The 21,058-nt window shown below is 66.2% G+C and carries 18 protein-coding genes; 5 read left to right on the top strand and 13 right to left on the bottom strand.

All coding sequences use genetic code 11. From position 1 onward, the window contains the following. Positions 1-103 precede the first annotated feature (103 nt). Positions 104-376, top strand: a complete 273-nt coding sequence (locus ACQR0U_RS25735; protein WP_434843772.1) for a hypothetical protein — start codon at positions 104-106, stop codon at positions 374-376. On the opposite strand, the gene ACQR0U_RS25730 is transcribed toward ACQR0U_RS25735, so the two are convergent. Then, entirely contained in the window at positions 331-2,622 is a 2,292-nt protein-coding gene (locus tag ACQR0U_RS25730) for a ComEC/Rec2 family competence protein (RefSeq protein WP_434843773.1), read from the bottom strand. The two genes, ACQR0U_RS25735 and ACQR0U_RS25730, sit on opposite strands and share 46 nt — an antisense overlap. Before the next feature lie 142 nt (positions 2,623-2,764). Here ACQR0U_RS25730 and ACQR0U_RS25725 point away from each other — a divergent pair, with 142 nt between their 5' ends. Then, positions 2,765-2,977 (top strand): hypothetical protein, encoded by a 213-nt coding sequence (locus ACQR0U_RS25725; RefSeq protein ID WP_315711615.1) that lies wholly within the window; start codon positions 2,765-2,767, stop codon positions 2,975-2,977. Between the two features lie 30 nt (positions 2,978-3,007). On the opposite strand, the gene ACQR0U_RS25720 is transcribed toward ACQR0U_RS25725, so the two are convergent. Beyond that, positions 3,008-4,696, bottom strand: coding sequence for a glutamine--tRNA ligase/YqeY domain fusion protein (locus ACQR0U_RS25720; protein ID WP_315750914.1), 1,689 nt, complete (start codon positions 4,694-4,696; stop codon positions 3,008-3,010). 136 nt (positions 4,697-4,832) lie between these two features. On the opposite strand from ACQR0U_RS25720, the gene gltX reads away from it, so the two are divergent. Together gltX and gltA are read left to right on the top strand one after the other, a co-directional pair. Continuing rightward, complete coding sequence (gene gltX, locus ACQR0U_RS25715) at positions 4,833-6,257, top strand: glutamate--tRNA ligase (RefSeq protein WP_316165253.1); 1,425 nt, start codon at positions 4,833-4,835, stop codon at positions 6,255-6,257. Between the two features lie 303 nt (positions 6,258-6,560). After that, positions 6,561-7,865 carry a citrate synthase gene (gene gltA, locus ACQR0U_RS25710; RefSeq protein ID WP_315711611.1) on the top strand — a complete coding sequence of 435 codons (1,305 nt, stop codon included), beginning with the start codon at positions 6,561-6,563 and terminating at the stop codon, positions 7,863-7,865. 102 nt (positions 7,866-7,967) lie between these two features. On the opposite strand, the gene ACQR0U_RS25705 is transcribed toward gltA, so the two are convergent. Next, positions 7,968-8,333: a response regulator gene (locus ACQR0U_RS25705; RefSeq protein ID WP_315711610.1), complete on the bottom strand. Its 366-nt coding sequence runs from the start codon at positions 8,331-8,333 to the stop codon at positions 7,968-7,970. Positions 8,334-8,469: 136 nt separating this feature from the next. On the opposite strand from ACQR0U_RS25705, the gene ACQR0U_RS25700 reads away from it, so the two are divergent. Beyond that, positions 8,470-9,708 (top strand): GAF domain-containing sensor histidine kinase, encoded by a 1,239-nt coding sequence (locus ACQR0U_RS25700; protein WP_434843774.1) that lies wholly within the window; start codon positions 8,470-8,472, stop codon positions 9,706-9,708. Here the strand turns inward: ACQR0U_RS25700 and lpxB are convergent, their stop codons facing one another. The 10 genes from lpxB to ACQR0U_RS25650 form a co-directional block, all read right to left on the bottom strand. Then, on the bottom strand, positions 9,709-10,866 hold the full coding sequence (gene lpxB, locus ACQR0U_RS25695) for a lipid-A-disaccharide synthase (protein WP_434843775.1): 1,158 nt from the start codon (positions 10,864-10,866) through the stop codon (positions 9,709-9,711). It lies immediately after the preceding gene. Positions 10,867-10,892: 26 nt separating this feature from the next. Beyond that, a complete protein-coding gene (locus ACQR0U_RS25690; protein WP_434843776.1) occupies positions 10,893-11,750 on the bottom strand; it encodes an LpxI family protein in 858 nt (285 codons plus the stop codon). A gap of 4 nt (positions 11,751-11,754) precedes the next feature. After that, a complete protein-coding gene (gene lpxA / locus ACQR0U_RS25685; protein WP_315711606.1) occupies positions 11,755-12,564 on the bottom strand; it encodes an acyl-ACP--UDP-N-acetylglucosamine O-acyltransferase in 810 nt (269 codons plus the stop codon). Between the two features lie 29 nt (positions 12,565-12,593). After that, a complete protein-coding gene (fabZ, locus tag ACQR0U_RS25680) occupies positions 12,594-13,052 on the bottom strand; it encodes a 3-hydroxyacyl-ACP dehydratase FabZ (RefSeq protein WP_284418776.1) in 459 nt (152 codons plus the stop codon). After that, positions 13,052-14,119 carry a UDP-3-O-(3-hydroxymyristoyl)glucosamine N-acyltransferase gene (lpxD, locus tag ACQR0U_RS25675; RefSeq protein ID WP_315711605.1) on the bottom strand — a complete coding sequence of 356 codons (1,068 nt, stop codon included), beginning with the start codon at positions 14,117-14,119 and terminating at the stop codon, positions 13,052-13,054. The genes fabZ and lpxD overlap by 1 nt, the downstream gene beginning before the upstream one ends. Before the next feature lie 117 nt (positions 14,120-14,236). Beyond that, positions 14,237-16,777, bottom strand: coding sequence for an outer membrane protein assembly factor BamA (gene bamA / locus ACQR0U_RS25670; RefSeq protein WP_315711604.1), 2,541 nt, complete (start codon positions 16,775-16,777; stop codon positions 14,237-14,239). Between the two features lie 174 nt (positions 16,778-16,951). After that, a complete protein-coding gene (gene rseP / locus ACQR0U_RS25665) occupies positions 16,952-18,103 on the bottom strand; it encodes an RIP metalloprotease RseP (RefSeq protein WP_315750909.1) in 1,152 nt (383 codons plus the stop codon). A gap of 39 nt (positions 18,104-18,142) precedes the next feature. Further along, entirely contained in the window at positions 18,143-19,366 is a 1,224-nt protein-coding gene (gene dxr / locus ACQR0U_RS25660) for a 1-deoxy-D-xylulose-5-phosphate reductoisomerase (protein WP_315711602.1), read from the bottom strand. A 41-nt stretch (positions 19,367-19,407) separates the two neighbouring features. Next, the gene (locus tag ACQR0U_RS25655) at positions 19,408-20,295 is read right to left on the bottom strand and encodes a phosphatidate cytidylyltransferase (protein ID WP_315827148.1); all 888 of its coding nucleotides are present in this window, start codon (positions 20,293-20,295) and stop codon (positions 19,408-19,410) included. Continuing rightward, on the bottom strand, positions 20,292-21,050 hold the full coding sequence (locus tag ACQR0U_RS25650; RefSeq protein WP_315750907.1) for an isoprenyl transferase: 759 nt from the start codon (positions 21,048-21,050) through the stop codon (positions 20,292-20,294). Before ACQR0U_RS25650 ends, ACQR0U_RS25655 begins: the two co-directional genes overlap by 4 nt. Positions 21,051-21,058: the final 8 nt, after the last annotated feature.

Genomic DNA, 21,058 nt, shown 5'->3' with positions numbered 1-21,058 from the left:
CTGCAAGCGCAAAGTCCTCTCGGGCGAACCTCACGCCCCGGCATCGCATCGGATAGGAACGACATCCCTCGGCCGCCATGATGTGCCGGGGGAGCCTGCTGCCGTGGTCAACAAGATCGATTGGAACAAGGCCGCCGGGATCACCGAGCCCGGCTGCAATATGCTTGTGTTCGGATGGCTGACAGTCACGGCTGACGACATCGCCATCTGGCAACGTTATCCGCGCGCTGCGTTCACGCTGGCCGAAAGCCCCTCGCTGTTCGATGGACTTGGCAACATGGACCCTGGCGACACAGAGTATCATCTCGGTACGTTCGAGCTGCCCGGCACTCAGTCTTCTTCGCCCTGCTCCGTCTCCGGCGGCGTCGCGTCCTGAGGCCGCACGGCCGGCGCGCGCGGCGTCAGCGTCGTGTCGAACTCGCCGGCCTCGGCGGGCGCCGGCCACCATGGGCGGTCAGTGCCGCCGGCGCGCGCCGGCGTGACGGCGAAGCTCCTGCCCTGCCGCACCAGCATCAAGGCGCCCTGCTGCCGCAGCCGCTCGCGATCGATGACGGCCGCCGCGCAGGATGACGGCGCGGCGCGCGCGGTGACGATGAGCGCGGCACGGGCGCAATCATCGGCGAGCGCCTCGGCGCGCAGGGTCAGGGCGGCGAATCGGCCGTCGGCCATCGCGACCACGCAGCCCGCCTCGTCGCAGGAGACGCCATCGGTGAGCGATGAATCCGCCGGCAGCCGGGCATCGGCGTCGGCCGCGAGCCACTCCTTGGTGGCGAACACGTCCTTGCCGGTGCGCATCACATGCAGGCGTCCGTCACGACCGCGCACCGCCACCGCGCGCCCATCGCCGGCGATCAGCACGTCGGGCAGCGGCGTCGCGGCGGCCCACGCGGCGGCCACCACGAGCCCCACGGCGCCCGACCAGCGCAGCGGGGTGCGCAGCAGGCCGATCAGGATGACACCGAGGCTGGCCAGGATCAGTGGACCGATGCCGAAGGCCGGGATGCGCCCGACCGCGCCGGGCAGCGCCGCCACCCAGCGCGTCACCGCGATCATCCAGTCGATGCCGAGGCCCATCAGCGTCCACCAGGGACCGTCGAGTCCGAACGGCGCCGCCACGAGGCCCATCAGGCCGGCCGGCATCACCAGCGCCGAGACGACCGGCATCGCTGCGAGATTGGCGAGCACGCCATAGGGCGTGACGCGATGGAAATGGAAGGCGGCATAGGGCGTGGTGGCGAGCCCCGCGATCAGCGAGGCCAGCAACAGCATCGCAAGCTCGCGGCCGCCCCACAGCGCGATGCGCTGGGTGGCCGAGCTGTCCGGCGTCGCGAACAGTCTGGGCAGGCCGAACTGCACCAGCGCGACCAGGCCGAGCGTTGCCGCGAACGACATCTGGAAGCTCGGATGCACGAGCGCTTCCGGGGCCGCCGCCAGCACGATCATCGCCGCGACCGCGAGCGTGCGGAAGGTGACGGCGCGGCGGTCGACCATGACCGCGATCAGCACGACGGCCGTCATGAAGAACGACCTTTGGGTCGCGACCTCCGCGCCTGAGAGCAACAGATAGAACGCCGCCGCGACCAGCGCCGCGGCCGCCGCCCATTTCTTGATCGGATGGCTGATGGTGAGGCCGGGGATCAGCGCCAGCAGCGCGCGCACGGCGAAGAACACGACGCCGGCGACGACCGCCATGTGATAGCCGGAGATCGACAGCACATGGCCGAGACCGGAGACGAACATCGCGTCGTTGACATCGGGCGTGATGGCGTCGCGCCGGCCGGTCAGCAGCGCGGTGGCGATGGCGCGCTCGTCGCCCGACAGGCGGCCGCGGATGCGTGCGTCGATCGCATCGCGCAGACCCTGCATGGCCGCCGCATAGCCCAGGCCGAAGCCGGCGGCCTGCGGCGGCGTCGCCGTCGTGATCGCGCCCATCACGAAGCCGGAGGCGCCGATGCCCTGGAAGAACATGTCGCGCGCGAAGTCGTAGGATCCCGGCCGCACCGGGGCCATCGGCGGCAGCAGCCGCGCCTTGAGCTGCACGAAGCTGCCGACCTCGGGCGCCGCGCCCTTGCGCACCGCGAGCCTGACACGCGCGATGGTGACGGCGTTGCGCGGGCTCTCCATCGACGTCACCCGCAGCACGATGCGGTCGCTGCGCTCGCGGATGTCGCGCGCCTCGACGAAGCCGGACAGCGCCACCGAATACAACGGCCGCGCCAGCACCGGATGCGCGACGCGCGCGGTCTTGACGGTCGCCGCGGCGAAGCCGCACGCCGCCGCCGCGATCATCACGGCAACCGGAAACAGCCGATGCCGCCGCATCATGATGGCGACGATGCCGAGCAGCGCCGCGGTGGTGGCGGCAATCCAGAGCACGGGCTCGTGATCGGCGGTGAAGTACAGCGCGATGCCGGCCCCGAACGCCACCGGCACCCAGGGTAGCAGCCGGCCCGCCCCGGCCTCCTCGGCCGCCCAGCTCTTCAGGCGGGCGGCGAACACCGACGACGCACCGGCCCCGATCGCGGGCCAGCCGCCGGCCAGCGCGCCGCGCGGCGGCCAGACATCGGCCATCACGCCCGCGATCCCGCGACGCCCTCCCGGCGGCCTGACCGGCTCCGCCATTGCCCCCACACCACCCGTTACCCGACGGGCGGAAAGGCTACCGGAAGCTGCGCGAGCGCGCCTAGCAGAACGGAACGGGAATCCTGGAAATCTGCACGGCCGCTGCGGGGGAACTTTTTGCGCCGCACGTGCTTTTCAGGGGATGGACGCCCACGACCCTGAAGACCCCTTCGCCGACCTCGCGCTCGAGAAGGCGATCCACCTGCGCTGGACTCTCCGGGACATCAAGGCCCACCGGCTGACGCTGTCCCCTGTCGCCGACGAAGATCTTTCGCTGCTCACCGAGCGCGGCCTCGTCGAACTCACCGACGGCGTGCCGACGCTGACCGAGGCCGGGCAGGACGCGATCAGCTGAGCCACACGCGTCCCGCGGTCTCCGCTTGCCTCACCCCTTCGCGACTTCCTTGGCGAAGGTGTCGCGCAGGCCGATGGTGCGGTTGAACACGAGCTTGTCGGGTGTCGAATCCGGATCGCGCACGAAGTAGCCCTGGCGCTCGAACTGCATCGGCGCGTCGGAATTGCTCTCGGCGATCGCCGGCTCGATGCGCGCGTCGGTCAGGACCTCGAGCGAGTTGGGATTGAGATCGGCGGTGAAGTCGGCCGCATTGGGGCTCGGATTGGCGAACAGCTGGTTGTAGAGGCGGATCTCGGCGGTCAGCGACTGTGCAGCGGGCAGCCAGTGCATCGTCGCCTTGACCTTGCGGCCATCAGGCGCGTTGCCGCCCTTGGTCGCCGGATCATAGGTACAGCGCAGCTCGACGATCTCGCCGGCGTCGTTCTTGATGACGTCGCGGCACTTGATGAAATAGGCGTAGCGCAGCCGCACCTCGTTGCCCGGCGACAGGCGGAAGAACTTCTTCGGCGGATTCTCCATGAAGTCGTCCTGCTCGATATAGAGCTCGCGGCCGAACGCGATCCTGCGCGTGCCGGCTGCGGGATCGTCGGGATGGTTGATCGCCTCGAGCTCCTCGACCTGGCCTTCCGGATAGTTCTCGATCACCACCTTCAGCGGCCGCAGCACCGCCATCCGGCGCAGCGCCGTGCGGTTCAGCTCCTCACGAATGCAGAATTCGAGCATGCCGACGTCGACGATGCTGTTCGCCTTGGCGATGCCGATGCGCTTGATGAACTCGCGCACCGCCGCCGGCGGCACGCCGCGCCGCTTCAGGCCGGCGATGGTCGGCATGCGGGGATCGTTCCAGCCGGAGACATGGCCGTCCTGCACCAGCCGCGTCAGCACGCGCTTGGATAGCAGAGTATAGGTGAGATTGAGGCGCGCGAACTCGTACTGGTGCGGATGCGACGGCACCGGCAGCTTGTCCAGGAACCAGTCGTAGAGGGGCCGGTGATCCTCGAACTCGAGCGTGCAGATCGAGTGCGTCACGCCCTCGATCGCGTCGGACTGCCCGTGCGCGTAGTCATAGCTCGGATAGATCTTCCAGGCGTCGCCGGTGCGCGGGTGGTGGGCGTGCAGGATCCGGTACAGCACGGGGTCGCGCAGGTTGATGTTGCCGGCGGCCATGTCGATCTTGGCGCGCAGCACGCGCGCGCCGTTCGGGAATTCGCCGGCCTTCATGCGCCGGAACAGGTCGAGATTCTCCTCGACCGAACGGTCGCGGAACGGGCTGTTCCTGCCGGGCTCGGTCAGCGTGCCGCGCGACAGCCGAATGTCTTCCTGAGACTGGTCGTCGACATAGGCCAAGCCGGCCTTGATCAGGCCCTCGGCCCAGTCGTAGAGGCGTTCGAAGTAATCCGAGGCGAAGAACAGGTTGTCGCCCCAGTCATAGCCGAGCCAGCGCACGTCAGCCTGGATGGAATCGATATATTCCTGCTCTTCCTTGGTCGGATTGGTGTCGTCGAAGCGCAGATTGCAGCGGCCGCCGAACTCCTGGGCAATGCCGAAGTTGAGGCCGATCGACTTGGCATGGCCGATATGCAGGTAGCCGTTCGGCTCCGGCGGGAACCGGGTGACGACCGTCTTGTGCCTGCCGCTGTCGAGATCGGCCTGGACGATGTCGCGGATGAAGTCGCGCCCTGCCTCTGCCGTCGCCGCCGTGTCTGTCGTCGTGGTCATCAAGAATATCCTGCTCCGGAATTTGGCAGCCTATCTGCCAAATCCGCTTCCCCCAAGGAAGGCTTTAGTTATGCGATAGGCCTGCTATACACCCCCCGCCCTCTTGAGCCCCTGCCTGGATTTCGTGCTGCCGCCCATGACCACCCCGATCGTCACGCGCTTTGCCCCCTCCCCGACCGGCTTTCTCCACATCGGAGGCGCCCGGACGGCCCTGTTCAACTGGCTGTATGCGCGCGGCCGCGGCGGCAAGATGCTGCTCAGGATCGAGGACACCGACCGCGAGCGCTCGACCAGTGCGGCGATCGACGCCATCCTCGACGGCCTGAAATGGCTCGAGCTCGATTGGGACGGCGAGGTCATCTACCAATATAGCCGCGCCGCGCGCCATCGCGAGGTCGCCGAGCAACTGCTCGCCAGCGGCATGGCGTATCGCTGCTATGCCACCGCCGAGGAGCTGGCCGCGATGCGCGAGAAGGCGCGCGCCGAAGGCCGCACCCGGCTCTACGACGGCATGTGGCGCGACCGCGATCCCAAGGAGGCGCCCGAAGGCGTCAAGCCGACGATCCGGCTGCGCGCGCCGCTGACCGGCGAGACCGTGATCGAGGATCAGGTCCAGGGCCGCGTGGTCTGGCAGAACGAGAACCTCGACGACCTCGTGCTGCTGCGAGGCGATGGCAATCCGACCTACATGCTGGCGGTCGTCGTCGACGACCACGACATGGGCGTCACCCACGTCATCCGCGGCGACGACCATCTGATCAACGCCGCGCGCCAGAAGCAGATCTACGATGCGCTCGGCTGGACGGTGCCGTCGATGTCGCACATCCCGCTGATTCACGGGCCCGATGGCTCGAAGCTGTCGAAGCGCCACGGCGCGCTCGGCGTCGACGCCTACCGTGCGATGGGATATCTGCCGTCGGCACTGCGCAATTACCTGGTGCGGCTCGGCTGGAGCCATGGCGACCAGGAGATCTTCTCGACCGAGGAGATGATCAAGGCGTTCGACCTGCCGGCGATCGGCCGCTCGGCGGCGCGGTTCGACTTTGCCAAGCTGGAAAATCTCAACGGCCACTACATCCGCCACAGCGACGATGCGGCGCTGGTGCGCCAGTTCGAGGACGTGCTGAATTACGTGCCGAACGGCGCGGCTCTCAAGGCCAAGCTCAACGACGCCACGCGCGCGCAGCTCACTTTGGCGATGCCGAGCCTGAAGGAGCGCGCCAAGACGCTCTTGGAGCTGATCGACGGCGCCGCCTTCATCTTTGCCGACCGGCCGCTTCCGATCGACGCCAAGGCCGCCGCCCTGCTGACGCCGGACAGCCGCGCCTTGATCGGCCGGCTGCGTGACGCGCTGGCTGCTGTCGCGTCCTGGAGCGGACCGGCCACAGAAGCCGCGCTGCGTGCGTTTGCTGAAGCCAACAATCTCAAGCTGGGCGCGGTGGCGCAGCCGCTCCGCGCGGCGCTCACCGGCCGAACCACCTCACCCGGTATTTTCGACGTTCTGGCGATCCTGGGGCGTGATGAATCCTTGGGCCGTCTGGAGGACCAGACCACCTCATAAGGTCTCATGGCCCCCCATCTTGCAGCGCACAGGGCAATACGATACGCATTTGCGCGGCACCCACTGGTTTTCCCGGCTCGAACATCCTTCACACGTTGCGGCGGGCTCGTTGACGGATGTTAGGGCCGAAGGACACTAGTAAGTATAAGATTCCAGTACGGTTTCGGATTTGACCTTCGCTTAAGCTGTTGGCAGCGACAGTGACGCGAATGTCAAAGCCACCGCACTGGATAAAGTCCACCCGCCCTGCCATCTCTCAAAAAGAACAAGGGCCAAGCCTAACGATCTCATCGGGGACAAACGATGGACGCAAAATCCGCAAGCAAGACCGCGACCCTCACCGTCGGCAACAAGAATTTCGATCTTCCGATCCTGAGCGGCACCGTGGGTCCCGACGTCATCGACATCGGCAAGCTCTACGCCCAGACCGGGATGTTCACCTATGATCCCGGCTTCACCTCGACCGGCAGCTGCCAGTCCAAGATCACCTATATCGACGGCGATGCCGGCGTCCTGGAATACCGCGGATATCCGATCGAGCAGCTCGCCGAGAAGGGTGACTTCCTGGAGACCTGCTATCTGCTGCTGTACGGGGAGCTTCCCACCAAGGCCCAGAAGCAGGATTTCGACTATCGCGTGACCCACCACACGATGGTGCACGAGCAGATGTCGCGCTTCTTCCACGGCTTCCGCCGCGACGCGCATCCGATGGCGGTCATGGTCGCTTCGGTCGGCGCGCTCGCCGCGTTCTACCACGACTCCACCGACATCAACGATCCGAAGCAGCGCATGATCGCGTCGATGCGGATGATCGCGAAGATTCCGACCCTGGCGGCGATGGCCTACAAATACACCATCGGCCAGCCTTTCGTTTATCCGAAGAACTCGCTCTCGTTCGCCGAGAACTTCCTGCACATGTGCTTCGCGGTGCCGTGCGAGGAGTACAAGCCGAACCCGGTTCTCGCCGACGCGCTCGACAAGATCTTCATCCTGCACGCCGATCACGAGCAGAACGCCTCGACCTCGACGGTGCGCATCGCCGGCTCGTCGGGCGCCAACCCGTTCGCGTGCATCGCCGCCGGCATCGCCTGCCTGTGGGGTCCGGCGCATGGCGGCGCCAACGAGGCGGCGCTGAACATGCTGGCCGAGATCGGCACCGTCGACAAGATTCCGGACTTCATCGCCAAGGTGAAGGACAAGAACAGCGACGTGCGCCTGATGGGCTTCGGCCATCGCGTCTACAAGAACTACGACCCGCGCGCCAAGATCATGCAGAAGATGTGTCACGCGGTGCTCAAGGAGACGGGCCACGCCGACGATCAGATGCTCAAGGTTGCGATGGAGCTCGAGAAGATCGCGCTCAGCGATCAGTACTTCATCGAGCGCAAGCTCTATCCGAACGTCGACTTCTACTCGGGCATCACCCTGAAGGCGATGGGCTTCCCGGTGTCGATGTTCACCGTGCTGTTCGCCGTCGCCCGCACCGTCGGCTGGATCAGCCAGTGGAGCGAGATGATCGAGGATCCGCAACAGAAGATCGGCCGTCCGCGCCAGCTCTACACCGGCGTCGCGACGCGCGACTATGTCGAGATGGACAAGCGCGGCTGAGCGCAGCGCAACTCCGCTTTCGAACGGCGCCGTCGATCCCGACGGCGCCGTTTCGTTTGTGAGGTCGCACCTTTCTGACTCGCGGCATCGGCCGGGAGTGCATCAGGCCAGCGCCTCGAGATGAGACCTGAGCTGCTCGGCCCCGTATGGCTTAGCAAGGAAGCGCGCGCCGGACGGCAGTTCCGAAGGGGTCACCTGACCTGACGTCACCAGGAGCGCGACCGGAGGCCAGCGGTCCCTGATGACGGCGACCAGCCGCAGGCCATCCATCGACCCCGGCATTTGGACGTCCGTGAAGACCACCGATATGCGGTCACATCGTTCGAGAAGCGAAATGGCCTGATCGGCGTCAGCTGCCTCGATGACTTCGAAACCGAGGTCTCTGATCATGTCGACAGCGTTGGCGCGGATCAGCCCCTCGTCCTCAACGACCAGAACTGTTTTTCTTGTGAGCCGAACGCGGGACACTCTGTCTCCTGTCCAATCTCATTCAATCGCACGACGATCATTTTGTTCCGGCGAACGTTCCGGGGCTGAATGCGTTGAACGGTGCAAATCGAAGACACGACTTGCATCCTGGATCGGGGACCAGCTCGAGCATACGATGACGACCAATCCCAACCCGGACGTCGACGCTGTCCAGCAGCTCGACGCCGTTCCCAAAATTCTGGACTCGGTGAGCAGGATCACCGGGATGGGATTCGTCGCGGTCGCGCGCGTGACCTCGGATCGATGGGTCTGTTGTGCGGTTCGCGACGACATCAATTTCGGCCTGAAAAAGGGTGGCGAGCTGCGCGTCAAGACGACGATCTGCAGCGAGGTCCGGGAGCGAGGCAAAGCTGTCGTCATCTGTGACGTCGAGACGGATCGCATGTTTCGCGATCACCCGACGCCAAAGCTCTACGGCTTTCGCAGCTATATCTCCGCTCCGATCACCCTGTCCGACGGGACCATCTGGGGCACCCTGTGTGCGATCGATCCAGCGCCGCGCGAGCTGGACCGGCCCGAGATCGTCAGCACCTTTCAGCTGTTCGGGGAGTTGATCGCGGCCCAGCTGGAGCTTCATCAGCGCTTCGCGCTCAGTCAGGCCAGCCTCGGCCTCAGCGAGAAGCGCAGGTTTTCGACCGAGGAACGGCTGAAGATCACCCAGGCTGACCTGCTCGACGAGCGCCGGACCGCCGAGCTGAGAGAGCAATTCATCGGCGTTCTCGGCCATGACCTCCGCAATCCGCTGGCCTCGATCGACGCCGGAATGCGCGTGCTGCTCCGCAGTCAGGACAGCGCCAGAGCGCCTGAGATCATTTCCATGATTCAGAAATCAGTCATGCGCATGGCCGGACTGGTCGACAACATCATGGATTTCGCCCGGGGGCGCCTCGGCGGCGGCCTGACGATCAAGCCCGACGCGCGGCAACCGCTGGCGCCGGTGATCGAGCAGGTCATCTCCGAGATCCGTCTGGCCTGGCCCGATCACGAGATCGAGACCCGGATCAACATCGCGGAGCCGGTCAAATGCGACCGCAGCAAGATCGGGCAATTGTTCTCGAACCTGCTCGGCAACGCCATCTCCTACGGCGACAAGGACAAGCCGATCCAGGTCTCCGCAACGACGAGCGAGGGCTCTTTCGTGCTCGCCGTCACCAATCACGGACCGCCGATCTCGGACAAGGCGATGCAGAATCTGTTCAAGCCCTACATGCGTGGCGAGCGTCCGAGCCAGCATGGTCTCGGGCTCGGACTCTACATCGCCTCTGAGATTGCGCGAGCGCATGGCGGCACGCTCCAGGCCACGTCGACCGGCGACAGAGCGACCTTCGAATTCAAGATGCCGCTTCAGGCCTGATCAGCGCCGTCCGCTGCGCATCGTCGCCAGCACGATGTCGGCCGCGCGCACGCTTGGCGAGGCCGCGCCCGTGGACATGATCGCGTCGAGGCGATTGAATGCCTCGACCTGGCGCGAACGTATCGGACCGTCGCCCAGGAGATCGGCGAGAACGGGCGCGAGATTGTCGGCGGTGCAGGCTTCCTGAAGGAATTCCGGAATGACGTTCTCGCCGATCACGAGATTGGCCAGAATGACCGATTGCACGTTGACGACTCGCCGGAGAATGAACGCCTCGATCTCGCCGACGCGATACGCCGTCACCATCGGCACGCCGGACAGCGCGAGCTCCAGGGTCACCGTGCCGGACTTGGCGAGCGCGGCGCGCGCGCGCCTGAAGGCTGCCCGCTTCTCGGCCTCGCCCGTGATGATCTCCGGAACGAGCGGCCAGTTTGCGACTCCAGCCCGCACCGCGGCTTCGAGATGCGGCGTGGTGGGCAGCACGGCTTCGAAGGCCAGGTTTTGGGCGCGCAGCCGCGCCAATGTCTCGCCGAACACGGCGATGTGGCGAGCGACCTCGCTGCGCCGGCTGCCAGGAAGCACCAGCAGAACGGGAGGGTCGGCATCTCGGCGCGCCTGCTCTGCCGCATTGGGGCGCAGGTTGGCGAGCTGTTCGATCAGGGGATGGCCGACATAGGTGCAGGGCGGACCATTGAGCCTTCGGAACGCCTCCGGCTCGAACGGCAGCAAGCCCAGCACGTGATCGACGTAGCCGCGCATCGCGCGCGCCCGGCCCGGGCGCCACGCCCATACGGTCGGCGCCACGTAGTTCACGATCGGAATCTCGGGATCGCGCGCGTGAACCCGCTTCGCCACGCGCTGGGTGAAATCGGGACTGTCGATGATGACGAGCACGTCGGGCTGGTCCGCAACGATCGCATCGACGGTGCCGCGGATCAGACGGAGGATCTTGGGCAGCTGCTTCAGCACCGCCGCGAAGCCGACGATCGAGAGCTCCTCGATCGGAAACAGCGAGGCGAGTCCCTCGCGTGTCATGCCGCGGCCACCGACGCCGGAGAATTCGACGCCGTCGCCGAGCCGCTGGCGCAGCACCTTCATCAGGCTGGCGCCGAGGCGATCACCGGACTCTTCGGTCGCGACCAGGCAGATCCTGCGCATGGCCGGGCCTGCCGGAGGCCGGGGCGTCACGCCGTGACACCCGTGATGAACACGCCTGCCCGATCGGCGACAGCCACTGTCTCCTGGGGATCGGCGAGCAGAGTATAGGCGGCAGCGACGGCGACTCCGGCGAGACCCGCGGCCGAAAGCCCCTCGACGGTGCGCGGACCGATGGTCGGCAGGTCGTAACGCAGGTCCTGGCCGGCCTTGGGCGCCTTCACCAGCACGCCGCGCCCGGCAGCAGCACGAATGCGGCGATCGGCGCGCAGCCGCGCCACGCGGGCCAGCAGCCCGTCGGTGCCCTCGATGTCCTCGAGCGCAACGACGTGGCCGTCGATCACGACCACGGCCTGCCCGACATCGAACGGCGCCATGGCGCGGAGCACGGACATTCCTTTGGCGATGTCGCCGGTCACCAGATCGTTGGGCCCGCTCCGCGTCAGCCGCCCTTCGGGGACGAGCAGATTGGGGGCGACGTCCTTGACGCCGATCATGTGAAAGCCGTGACGCTCGAAGATGCGGCCGACGCCGGACAGCAGATGATCGTCACCGCCGCGAAAGGCCGACCAGATGTAGGGCAGCTCGCGCAGCGTGCCCCAGTCGAAGCGGATCTCCGACACGGCCGGACGAACGAGATTGCCGATGAACATGAGATCGCGAACGCCCTCGGCCTTCAGGAGCTTCAGGGCATTGCCGAGTTGGCCGAGGCCGATCCAGTGATGACGAAAGCGCGCCAGCGGCTTTGGATCGCAGATGCCCTTCAGGGCGAACAGCACCGGCGTCTGGCCGCGCGCGACGATGGCATCGGCGACCGCGAAAGGCAGCACCCCGCCCGCGGCGATCATGCCGATCGGCGGAGAGGTCTCGGCGGCCGGCGTCGCCATGGCGCTACGGCTCGATGGCCGGCCTGCCGATCTCGGGCAGGCACAAGGCGCGATGTCGGCCGCCATCGATGAAGGCGAGGATCTCGGCAATGGCGGGATCCTCGCCGGCCAGCGGTCGCACCGCCGCGAGGCGATCGGCGAACACGCCGGGGCCATGGAAAAGCTTTTGATAGAAGGCACGCACCGTGGCGAGGCGCTCGCGTGTGAACTTGCGGCGCTTCATGCCAATGACGTTGAGACCTTCGAGCGCGGCATACTGGCCGTTGGCGAGGCCATACGGAATGATATCGCCGCGTACGCCGCAGACGCCGCCGACCATCACGCCATGGCCGATGCGGGTGAACTGATGCACCGCGGACAGGCCGCCGATGTAGACGGAATCACCGACCTCGACATGGCCGCCAAGTGTCGCCGAGGTCGCGAAGATCACGTTGTCGCCGACAACGCAATCGTGGGCGACATGGGCATTGTTCATGAAGAACCCGGCATTGCCGACCTTGGTCAGGCCGCCGCCTTTCGTGGTGCCGATGTTCATCGTCACGCCTTCACGGAAGGTGCAGCCGGAGCCGATCTCGAGCCGATGCGGCTCGCCGCGATAGCTGAGATCCTGCGGCGCGCCGCCGAGCACGACGAAGGGCGAGATCACGTTGTCATCGCCGAGCGTGGTGTGGCCCATGATCTGGACGTGGCTGATCAGCTTGCAGTTGGCCCCGATCACGACGTTGGGGCCGACGATGCAGTAAGGACCGATCACGGTCCCCTCACCGATGACGGCGCCATCCTCGACGCGTGCGGTGGGATCAATCTTGCTCATTTCGACGCAATCAACTTTCTACCAGCCCGTCAGTCGGTCAGCATCGCGCCGACATCGGCCTCGGCGACGACGACGCCGTCGACCTTGGCATCGCCGTGGAACCACCACATCGTCTTGCGCCGGCCGATCGAGCGCATGTGATACTCGATGGTCTGGCCGGGCAGCACCGGCTTGCGGAACTTGCACTTGTCGATGGTGAGGAAATACACCGCGCGCGGCTTTTCCGTGCCCTCGACCGACTTGATGCCGATCACGCCGGCGGTCTGGGCCATGCCCTCGATCATCAGCACGCCCGGATAGACCGGCCGCTCCGGAAAGTGCCCCTGGAAGCAGGGCTCGCCGATCGAAACGTTCTTGACGCCGATGCCGCTGTAGTCGGCCCGGATGTTCTTCACGCGGTCGATCAGGAGAAATGGATAACGGTGCGGCAGCGTCTTGAGAATCTCGTTGATGTCGACGTCCGCAAACCTGATGGGTGACTCCTCCATCACTCCCGTCCCTCGTCCCTGTTCGTCGCGGTCGAATCTCGCACCAGCCGCTCCACCGCAACGATCTCGCGGAACCACTGCTTGGTCGGCTTGGCGAAGAAACCGCCCCACCGGCCGTTCGGCGGAATGTCGTCCTTGACGCCGCTCATCGCCGTCACCTGCGCACCATCGCCGATCGTCAGGTGATTGTTGATACCAACCTTCGCCCCGAGCGCGACGTTGTCGCCGATCGTGAGACTTCCTGCCAGCCCGATCTGGGCCGCCAGCAGGCAATGCCGTCCGATTGTGACATTGTGGCCAATCTGCACCTGGTTGTCGATCTTGGTGCCCTCGCCGATCACCGTGTCGCGCAGGCTGCCACGGTCGATCGTCGTGCCGGCGCCGACCTCGACATGGTTCTGGATCAGCACCCGCCCGGTCTGCGGCACCTTGGTGTGCCCATCCGCGCCGAAGAAGATGAAGCCGTAGCCATCCTGGCCGATGCTGCAGCCAGGATGGATCAGGACGTCATTGCCGATCAGCGCGCACTGGATGACGGTACGGGCACCGACATTGCAGTCGCGACCGATCTTGACGTGAGGGCCGATCACGGCACCCGCACCAACGATCGTCCCCGAGCCGATCTCGACATGGGCGCCGATCACCGCGAGCGGCTCGACGATGACGCCGTCCTCCAGCCGCGCAGTGGGATCGATGATGGCTTGAGGCGAGATTCCATCGTCGCCGAACCAGGGCTGCGGCCGCAGTGCGTCGGCATGGAACTCGCGCGCGAGCTGCACGAAGGCGCGGAACGGCTGATTGGCGCGAAGCACTGCGACATGGGACGGCACGCGCGCCTCGAATCGCGGACTGACCAGGCAGGCGCCCGCTTTGGTCCCGGCGAGCTGGCCTGCGTATCTGAGGTTGTCGAAGAACGCCAGATGCATCGGGCCGGCCTCGTCGAGCGACGCCAGTCCCTTGACGACCTGCTCGCCGCGGGATGGGTCGACCAGGGTGGCCTTGGCGGCGGCGGCGATCGCCGCCAGGGTCGTGGGCGGCGGCGATTGGAAGAAGGTCGGCTGGGCCATTCCGTCGTACTCTCAAGACAAAAAGTCAGAGCCCGGCTCCGGTGTCCCGGAACCGAGCTCCCATTTCTTACACCGGCGAGGTTGGTCGATGCCAACCCGGATTCGATCGGCCCAGGCTCAGAACGAGGTACCGCCGCCGAACCGGAATTCCTGCGTCCGGTCGAACTGACCCTTGGTGAGCGGGATCGCGTAGTCGAAGCGCAGCGGACCGAACGGCGACGCCCACACCAGACCCACGCCGACCGAGGTCCGGACCTTGTTCTGGTCATCGAACTGCAGACCAAGGCAGGTGCCGGCGTTGTTCGGGTTGCGCGTCGGCTTGATACAGCCGGGGGTATTAACCTCGCCCGTCGCAGCCCAGGACGTCGGACCCTGATAGCCCCACAGGCCGCCAGCGTCGGCGTAAACGGCACCCTTCAGGCCCGTCTCCTTGGGCAGGAACCAGAACGGCATCTGCAGTTCGAGCGAAGCGCCCCAGTACTTGGTGCCGCCCAGCGCGTCCTGCGTGCCGAATGGATTGATATCGCGCGGACCAATGCCGTTCGGAGCGAAGCCGCGAACCAGGTTCGGACCCATCTGGAAGTGATCGAGCATGCGCAGCTGCGTATTGCCGATCTTGTTCAGGATGCCGCCCTGGAGGTGGACGATGCTGACGATGTCCGACACCAGCGGGGTGAAGTACTTCGCATCGAACGCGGTCTTCAGGTACGACACATCGCCGCCGACACCCGCGAAGTCCTGCTTGAAGTCGACCAGCAGGCCGTCGGTCGGGTTCTTGTTGTTGTCGAGCGTGTTGTAGTTCAGCGTGTAGCCGAGTGCCGAGGTCAGCGTCGCGCCGTTCGCCAGCTCCTGGCGGACCGGCAGCGAGGCCTCGCCATTGGCAAAGCAGCCGAGACCGCCGTTCGGATCGGCGAGACCATTCGCATTGATGAACGCCGGCGTCGGATTGAACGGCACGAAGCGGTTGCCGATCAGGGTGCCGGCCGCGACGTTGTTACAGTCCGACAGCGTCGCCGGCAGCGAGATCTCCTGGCGATAGATCGAGTAGCGCAGCTGCAGCGACAGGTCTTCCCGCAACTGGAAGCCGAGGCGCGGGCTGAAGCCGAGCGTCTTGGTGCCGTAGGAGATGAAGTTGTTGGCGAGCTGCTGGCGCTGGTACAGGTCGAGGCCCAGCGCGACCCGGTAGTCGAGCAGATAGGGCTCGACGAACGACAGCGAGTAGCCGCGGGCGAACTGTCCGTAGGTCACCGACGCCTTGGCGAACAGGCCGCGGCCGAGGAAGTTGCGCTCGGAGATAGAGACCTCGGCGAGCGCACCGTCCGTGGTCGAATAACCGCCGGAGATCGAGAAGTCGCCGGTCGACTTCTCTTCCAGGTTGACGTTCAGGACCACGCGGTCGCTGGAAGAGCCCGGCTCGGTGACGATCTTCACGTCCTTGAAGAAGTCGAGGTTCTTCAGGCGGCGCTCGGCACGGTCCACCAGGGCGCGGTTGTAGGCGTCGCCCTCGGAGATATCGAACTCGCGGCGAATGACGTAGTCACGGGTGCGGGTGTTGCCGCGGATGTTGATGCGCTCGATATAGGTGCGCGGGCCCTCGTCGATGGCGAACACGACCGAAACCGTATGAGCCTCGAAGTTGCGATCGCCGCGCGGACGGACCACCGCGAACGCGTAGCCGCGCCGCGAGGCCTCGATCTGCATCTCCTCGACCGACTTCTCGATGTTCTCGACGTTGTAGAGCGAGCCGACGCTGACGCGCGAATATCCGCGCAGCGTGGTGGCGTCGAGCGTCGCGATCGACGACTGGAAGTCGACCGAACCAACCCGGTACTGCTGGCCTTCCTCGATCTTGAAGGTCACGAGGAAGCCCTTGCGCTCCGGATCGTACTCGCTGAGCGCAGCCACGACCTGCACGTCGGCATAGCCGTTCTTCAGGTAGAAGCGGCGAATCAGGTCGCGGTCGGCCTCGACACGGTCCGGATCGTAGACGTCGCCCGAGCCGAGGAAGCTCAGGAGGTTGGTCTCACGGGTCTTGATGACGTCCTTGAGGCGATAGGACGAGAAGGCGTTGTTGCCGACGAACTCGATCGACTTCACGCCGGTCTTCGCGCCTTCCTCGATCGTGAAGATCAGGTCGACGCGGTTGTTCGGCTGCTCGATCATTTCCGGCGTGACGCGCACGTCGTAACGGCCCGAGCGGCGATAGATCTCCGCGATGCGCTGGGCGTCGGACTGCACCATCGGGCGCGACAGCGTGCCGCGCGGCTTCGACTGCACTTCCGCCTGGAGCTGCTCGTCCTTGACCTTCTTGTTGCCCTCGAACGCGACGCGGCCGATCACCGGATTCTCGACGACCGTGACGATCAGGCGTCCGCCCTGGCGGTTGATCTTCACGTCGGAGAACAGGCCGGTCTCGATCAGCGCCTTGAGGCCGTCATCGACCCGGCCGGCGTCGAGCGTCCCGCCGGGGCCCGGCTTGAAGTACGATCGGATGGTCTCCAGCTCGACGCGGCGGTTACCGACCACTTCGATCGAGTTGACCGTCTGAGCCGCAGCTGGCGACGAAAGAACCACGCTCGCCAGCGGCAAAGCCACCGGGCCGGCGAACATGATAAAGGCGGCCGCCAAGCCCCCCCGCACCCGCAATCCGAACTTCATGCGCTACGCGCCCTTATATTCCGTTGCCGGTTCCGTACCCCTACGAACCCGACAGATTCCCATTTGTCGTTCGCTTGTAGCCAATTTGGACCCGGCGGCAAACGCCGGATCTCTCTGAATTTTCAAATTCGTTTCAAAACGTTGCCCAACGGCCACGTCGTAAAAAAGCCGCGCTCAGGACCCGGCGAGGTGAAGGATATCGTTATAGGTTGCAAAGACCATGAGCATGAGGACCAGCCCGAGGCCGATTCGGAACCCCATCTCCTGCGCCCGCTCCGACAGCGGCCGGCCGCGGACGGCCTCGACCCCATAGAACAACAGGTGTCCGCCATCGAGCAGCGGAACCGGGAACAGGTTCAGGAGCCCGATCGAGACCGACAGCGTCGCGCACAGTTGCACAACGAACTGGAAGCCGAGGCTGGCTGCCTGTCCCGAGAGTTGTGCGATTCGGATCGGACCGCCGACGTCGCCGGCGCTCCCGGCGCCCGCGAACAGCGAGGCGATGAATTTGAAGGTCGTGGAGATGATGAACCAGACCTGCTCGAAACCGATCTTGATCGACTCGAGGAACCCGACCGGGATCGACCGCGATTCGTCCGGCTTGGCGTTGTACTGGATGCCGAGCACGCCGATCCGGTGGCTGTTGCCGAACAGGTCCTTGACCTCCTTGAGCGCCGGCGTCGCCTTCAGGGTGAGTTCTGTGCCATCCCGCTTGATCAGGAAGGACAATTCCGTGCCGGCGCTGACCGAGACGACGCGCTGCATGTCGGCGAAGGTCTCGATCGCCCGGCCGTCGATGGCGGCGACGACGTCACCGTCCTTGAAGCCGGCCTGGGCCGCGACGCTGTCCGGCTGGACGGCATCTACCCGCGGGGTCGTGTTCGGCTTGCCGAAATACAGCGCCATGCCGGCGAAGATGATCACCGCGAGGATGAAATTGGCGATCGGGCCGGCCGCGACGATCGCAGCGCGCTGACCGACGGTCTTGTGGTGGAAGCTGTCGGCCCGCTCCTCGGCCGTCATCTTGGCGAGCGCCTCGGCCGACGGCGTCGAGGCCTCGGATTCGTCGCCGAAGAACTTCACGTAGCCGCCGAGCGGGATCGCCGAGATCTTCCAGCGGGTGTTGTGGCGGTCGTTGAAACCGATCAGTTCTGGGCCAAATCCGAGCGAAAACGTCAACACCTTCACGCCGGCCCAGCGCGCGATCAGGAAATGGCCGAGTTCGTGGAAGAACACCACGATCGTCAGCACGAACAGGAACGGGACGATGTAGCCGAGAAGGCCGTGGCTCAACGTATTGAAGATATGGTGGAAAAATTCCGACATCGATGACCTTCCCGATGGGCCAGTGGCCCGTCCAACCCTTTAAGATGCTTTTGCGGCGATTTGAGGCAAGAGGCCGGAGGCCCTTTTTCGCGCGTCATGGTCAATGGCGATGGCGTCGTCCGCCGAGGTCAACGGTGCCAGATTACCCGAACGCGTCCAGTCCTCGAGGGTCGCCTCGACCAGCCGGGCGATCGCACCGAACCGGATGTGACCAGCGATGAAGGCCGCGACGGCGACCTCGTTGGCCGCGTTGAACACCGTCGTCGCGCCGCGCCCGGTGCGCAGCGAATCGTACGCCAGCCGCAGGCCGGGGAACCGCTCGAAGTCCGGGGCCTCGAAGGTCAGCGTGCCGATCTTGGCGAGATCGAGCCGGGCCGACGGCCCCTTGATGCGCTCCGGCCAGCCGAGGCAGTGGGCGATCGGAATCCGCATGTCCGGCGCGCCGAGCTGCGCCACCACCGAACGGTCGGAGAACTCGACCATGCCGTGGACGATCGACTGCGGGTGGACCAGGACGTCGATCTCGTCGGGCGACAGCGCGAACAGGTAGGACGCCTCGATCACCTCGAGGCCCTTGTTCATCATCGAGGCCGAATCGATCGTGATCTTCTGACCCATGCTCCAGTTCGGATGTTTCAGGGCCTGGGCCAAGGTCGCCTGCTCGATATCGGCCGGCGCCCAGGTGCGGAACGGGCCGCCGGAGGCGGTGATGATCACCCGCACCAGTTCCTCGCGATTGCCCGAGGACAGCGCCTGGAACAGCGCGTTGTGCTCCGAATCGGCCGGCAGGATGCAGGCGCCAGCCCGCGCGGCCCGCTCCATGAAGAAATCGCCGGCACAGACCAGGCATTCCTTGTTGGCGAGCGCCACGGTCGCGCCGCGGTCCACCGCGGCGAGCGCCGGCTTGAGGCCGGCGGCACCGGAGACGGCGGCCATGACCCAGTCGGCGGGACGGGCTGCCGCCTCGATGATGGCGCTCTCCCCTGCCCCGCATTCGATCCCGGTGCCCGCCAGCGCGTCGCGCAGCTCGTCGAGGCCGGCCGGATCGGCCACCGCCACGAAGCGCGGGTTGAATTCCCGGGCCAGCTTCACCAGGCCCTGGACGTTGCTGTTGCCGGTCAGCGCCTCGACGCGGTAGCGCTCCGGCGCGCCGCGCACGAGGTCCATGGTCGAATCGCCGATCGAGCCGGTGGCGCCGAGCACGGTGACGCTGCGCACCTCCGCGAGACCGGCCTTGTTGTTCCGCAATGGCACTGCGCTCATGTTCTCACCAAACAATCTCGACCGGCCAGCCGCGCTGCCGGTCACCAAACCAGAAGACCGCGGCCGACGCCATCGAGGCCGCCGCGCAGCAAACCGAGCAACGCGGCGACGACGATCGCCGCGACATAGCCGTCCAGGCGATCCAACAGGCCGCCATGGCCGGGAATGATGTGACTGGAGTCCTTGACCCCGAACTGCCGCTTCACCGCAGATTCGAGCAGGTCGCCGAGCTGCGAGACCACCGACAGCGCCGCGGCGAGCATGAGCATCGCCATCAGGCCGCCGGCGCCGGCCATCGACCAGGCGGCCGCGGCGACGAGGCTGGCGGCGAAGCCGCCGACGGCGCCGGCCCAGGTCTTGTTCGGGCTGATCCGCGGCGCGAGCTTCGGCCCGCCGATGCTGCGGCCCGCAACGTAGCCGCCGATGTCGCTGGCCCATACGACCAGAAACACCAGCACCAGCGCATGCCATCCCTCGGCCGCATCGAAGCGCACCAGCACCGAGCCGAGCTCGGCGGCCGACGCGTAGGCGAAGCCGGCGGCCACCCAGGCGCGACGTCCCGCAGCGAGCGCCGTGACCGCGACCAGGCCGAGCCCAAGCACGACGACGGCGAAGTCGATCAGGCCATAGGCGCAGCAAAGGCCGGCAACGCCGATGGCCAGTGCGCCGGCCGTGCCGACGCTGGCCGTGCGAACCTCGCCCACCACCATCAGCCATTCGAGATACAGGCCGACCGCGACCACCGTGACCAGTGCGGTCCAGAATACGCCGCCGGCATAGGCGGCGCCGAGCGCCAGCGGCACCAGCACCAGCGCCGCGGCAACCCGCATCACCAGATTGCTGGTTGCAGCCTTTTTCGGCGGCGCGGGATCATTGCGCTGCGCGGCGTTGGCGGCGTCTCTCACGGCAGCGGTATCCGGTTTGGTCACGAGGCGGTTTTCGCCACGAGACCGCCGAAGCGGCGTTCACGCCGGCCGAACTCGGCGATCGCGCCCTCCAGCGCGGCCTTGTCGAAGTCGGGCCAATGGATCGGCACGAACACCAGCTCGCTATAGGCCGCCTGCCACATCAGGAAGTTGGACAGCCGCTGCTCGCCGCTGGTGCGGATGATGAGATCGGGATCTGGAATATCGGGCGCATCGAGATGAGCGCCGATCGCATCGGCATCGATCGAAGCCGGATCGCGCCGGCCCTCGGCGACCTCGCTGGCCAGACGCTGCGCCGCGCGCGCGATCTCCTGGCGCGAGCCGTAGTTGAAGGCGACCACGAGCGTCAGCTTCGTGTTGCCCCGGGTCAGTTCCTCGGCCTCGCTGAGGAGCGCGCAGATGTCGGGCTCGAGCCCGTCGCGCTCGCCGATCACCCTGACACGCACGCCGTCGCGATGCAGGGTCGCGAGATCGTTGCGGATGAAGCGGCGGAGCAGCCCAAACAGGTCGCCGATCTCGCTGGCCGGACGCGACCAGTTCTCGGACGAGAACGAGAAGATGGTGAGATAGCGAATGCCGAGCTCATGCGAGGCGCGCACCACGCGGCGCAACGCCTCGACGCCACGGCGATGCCCTTCCGCGCGCGGCAGCCCGCGGGCCGCAGCCCAGCGGCCGTTGCCATCCATGATGATGGCAACATGGGCCGGTCCGTCGGACCGGTCCGGCGCCTCCGTCATCGGGGCCGCGGCATTGGACATCAAGCGCA

Source organism: Bradyrhizobium sp. HKCCYLRH3097 (genome assembly GCF_051167875.1).
Taxonomy (GTDB): Bacteria; Pseudomonadota; Alphaproteobacteria; order Rhizobiales; family Xanthobacteraceae; genus Bradyrhizobium.
Note: the sequence above shows the minus strand (reverse complement) of the source record. Positions and strands in the feature narration are given on the sequence as shown.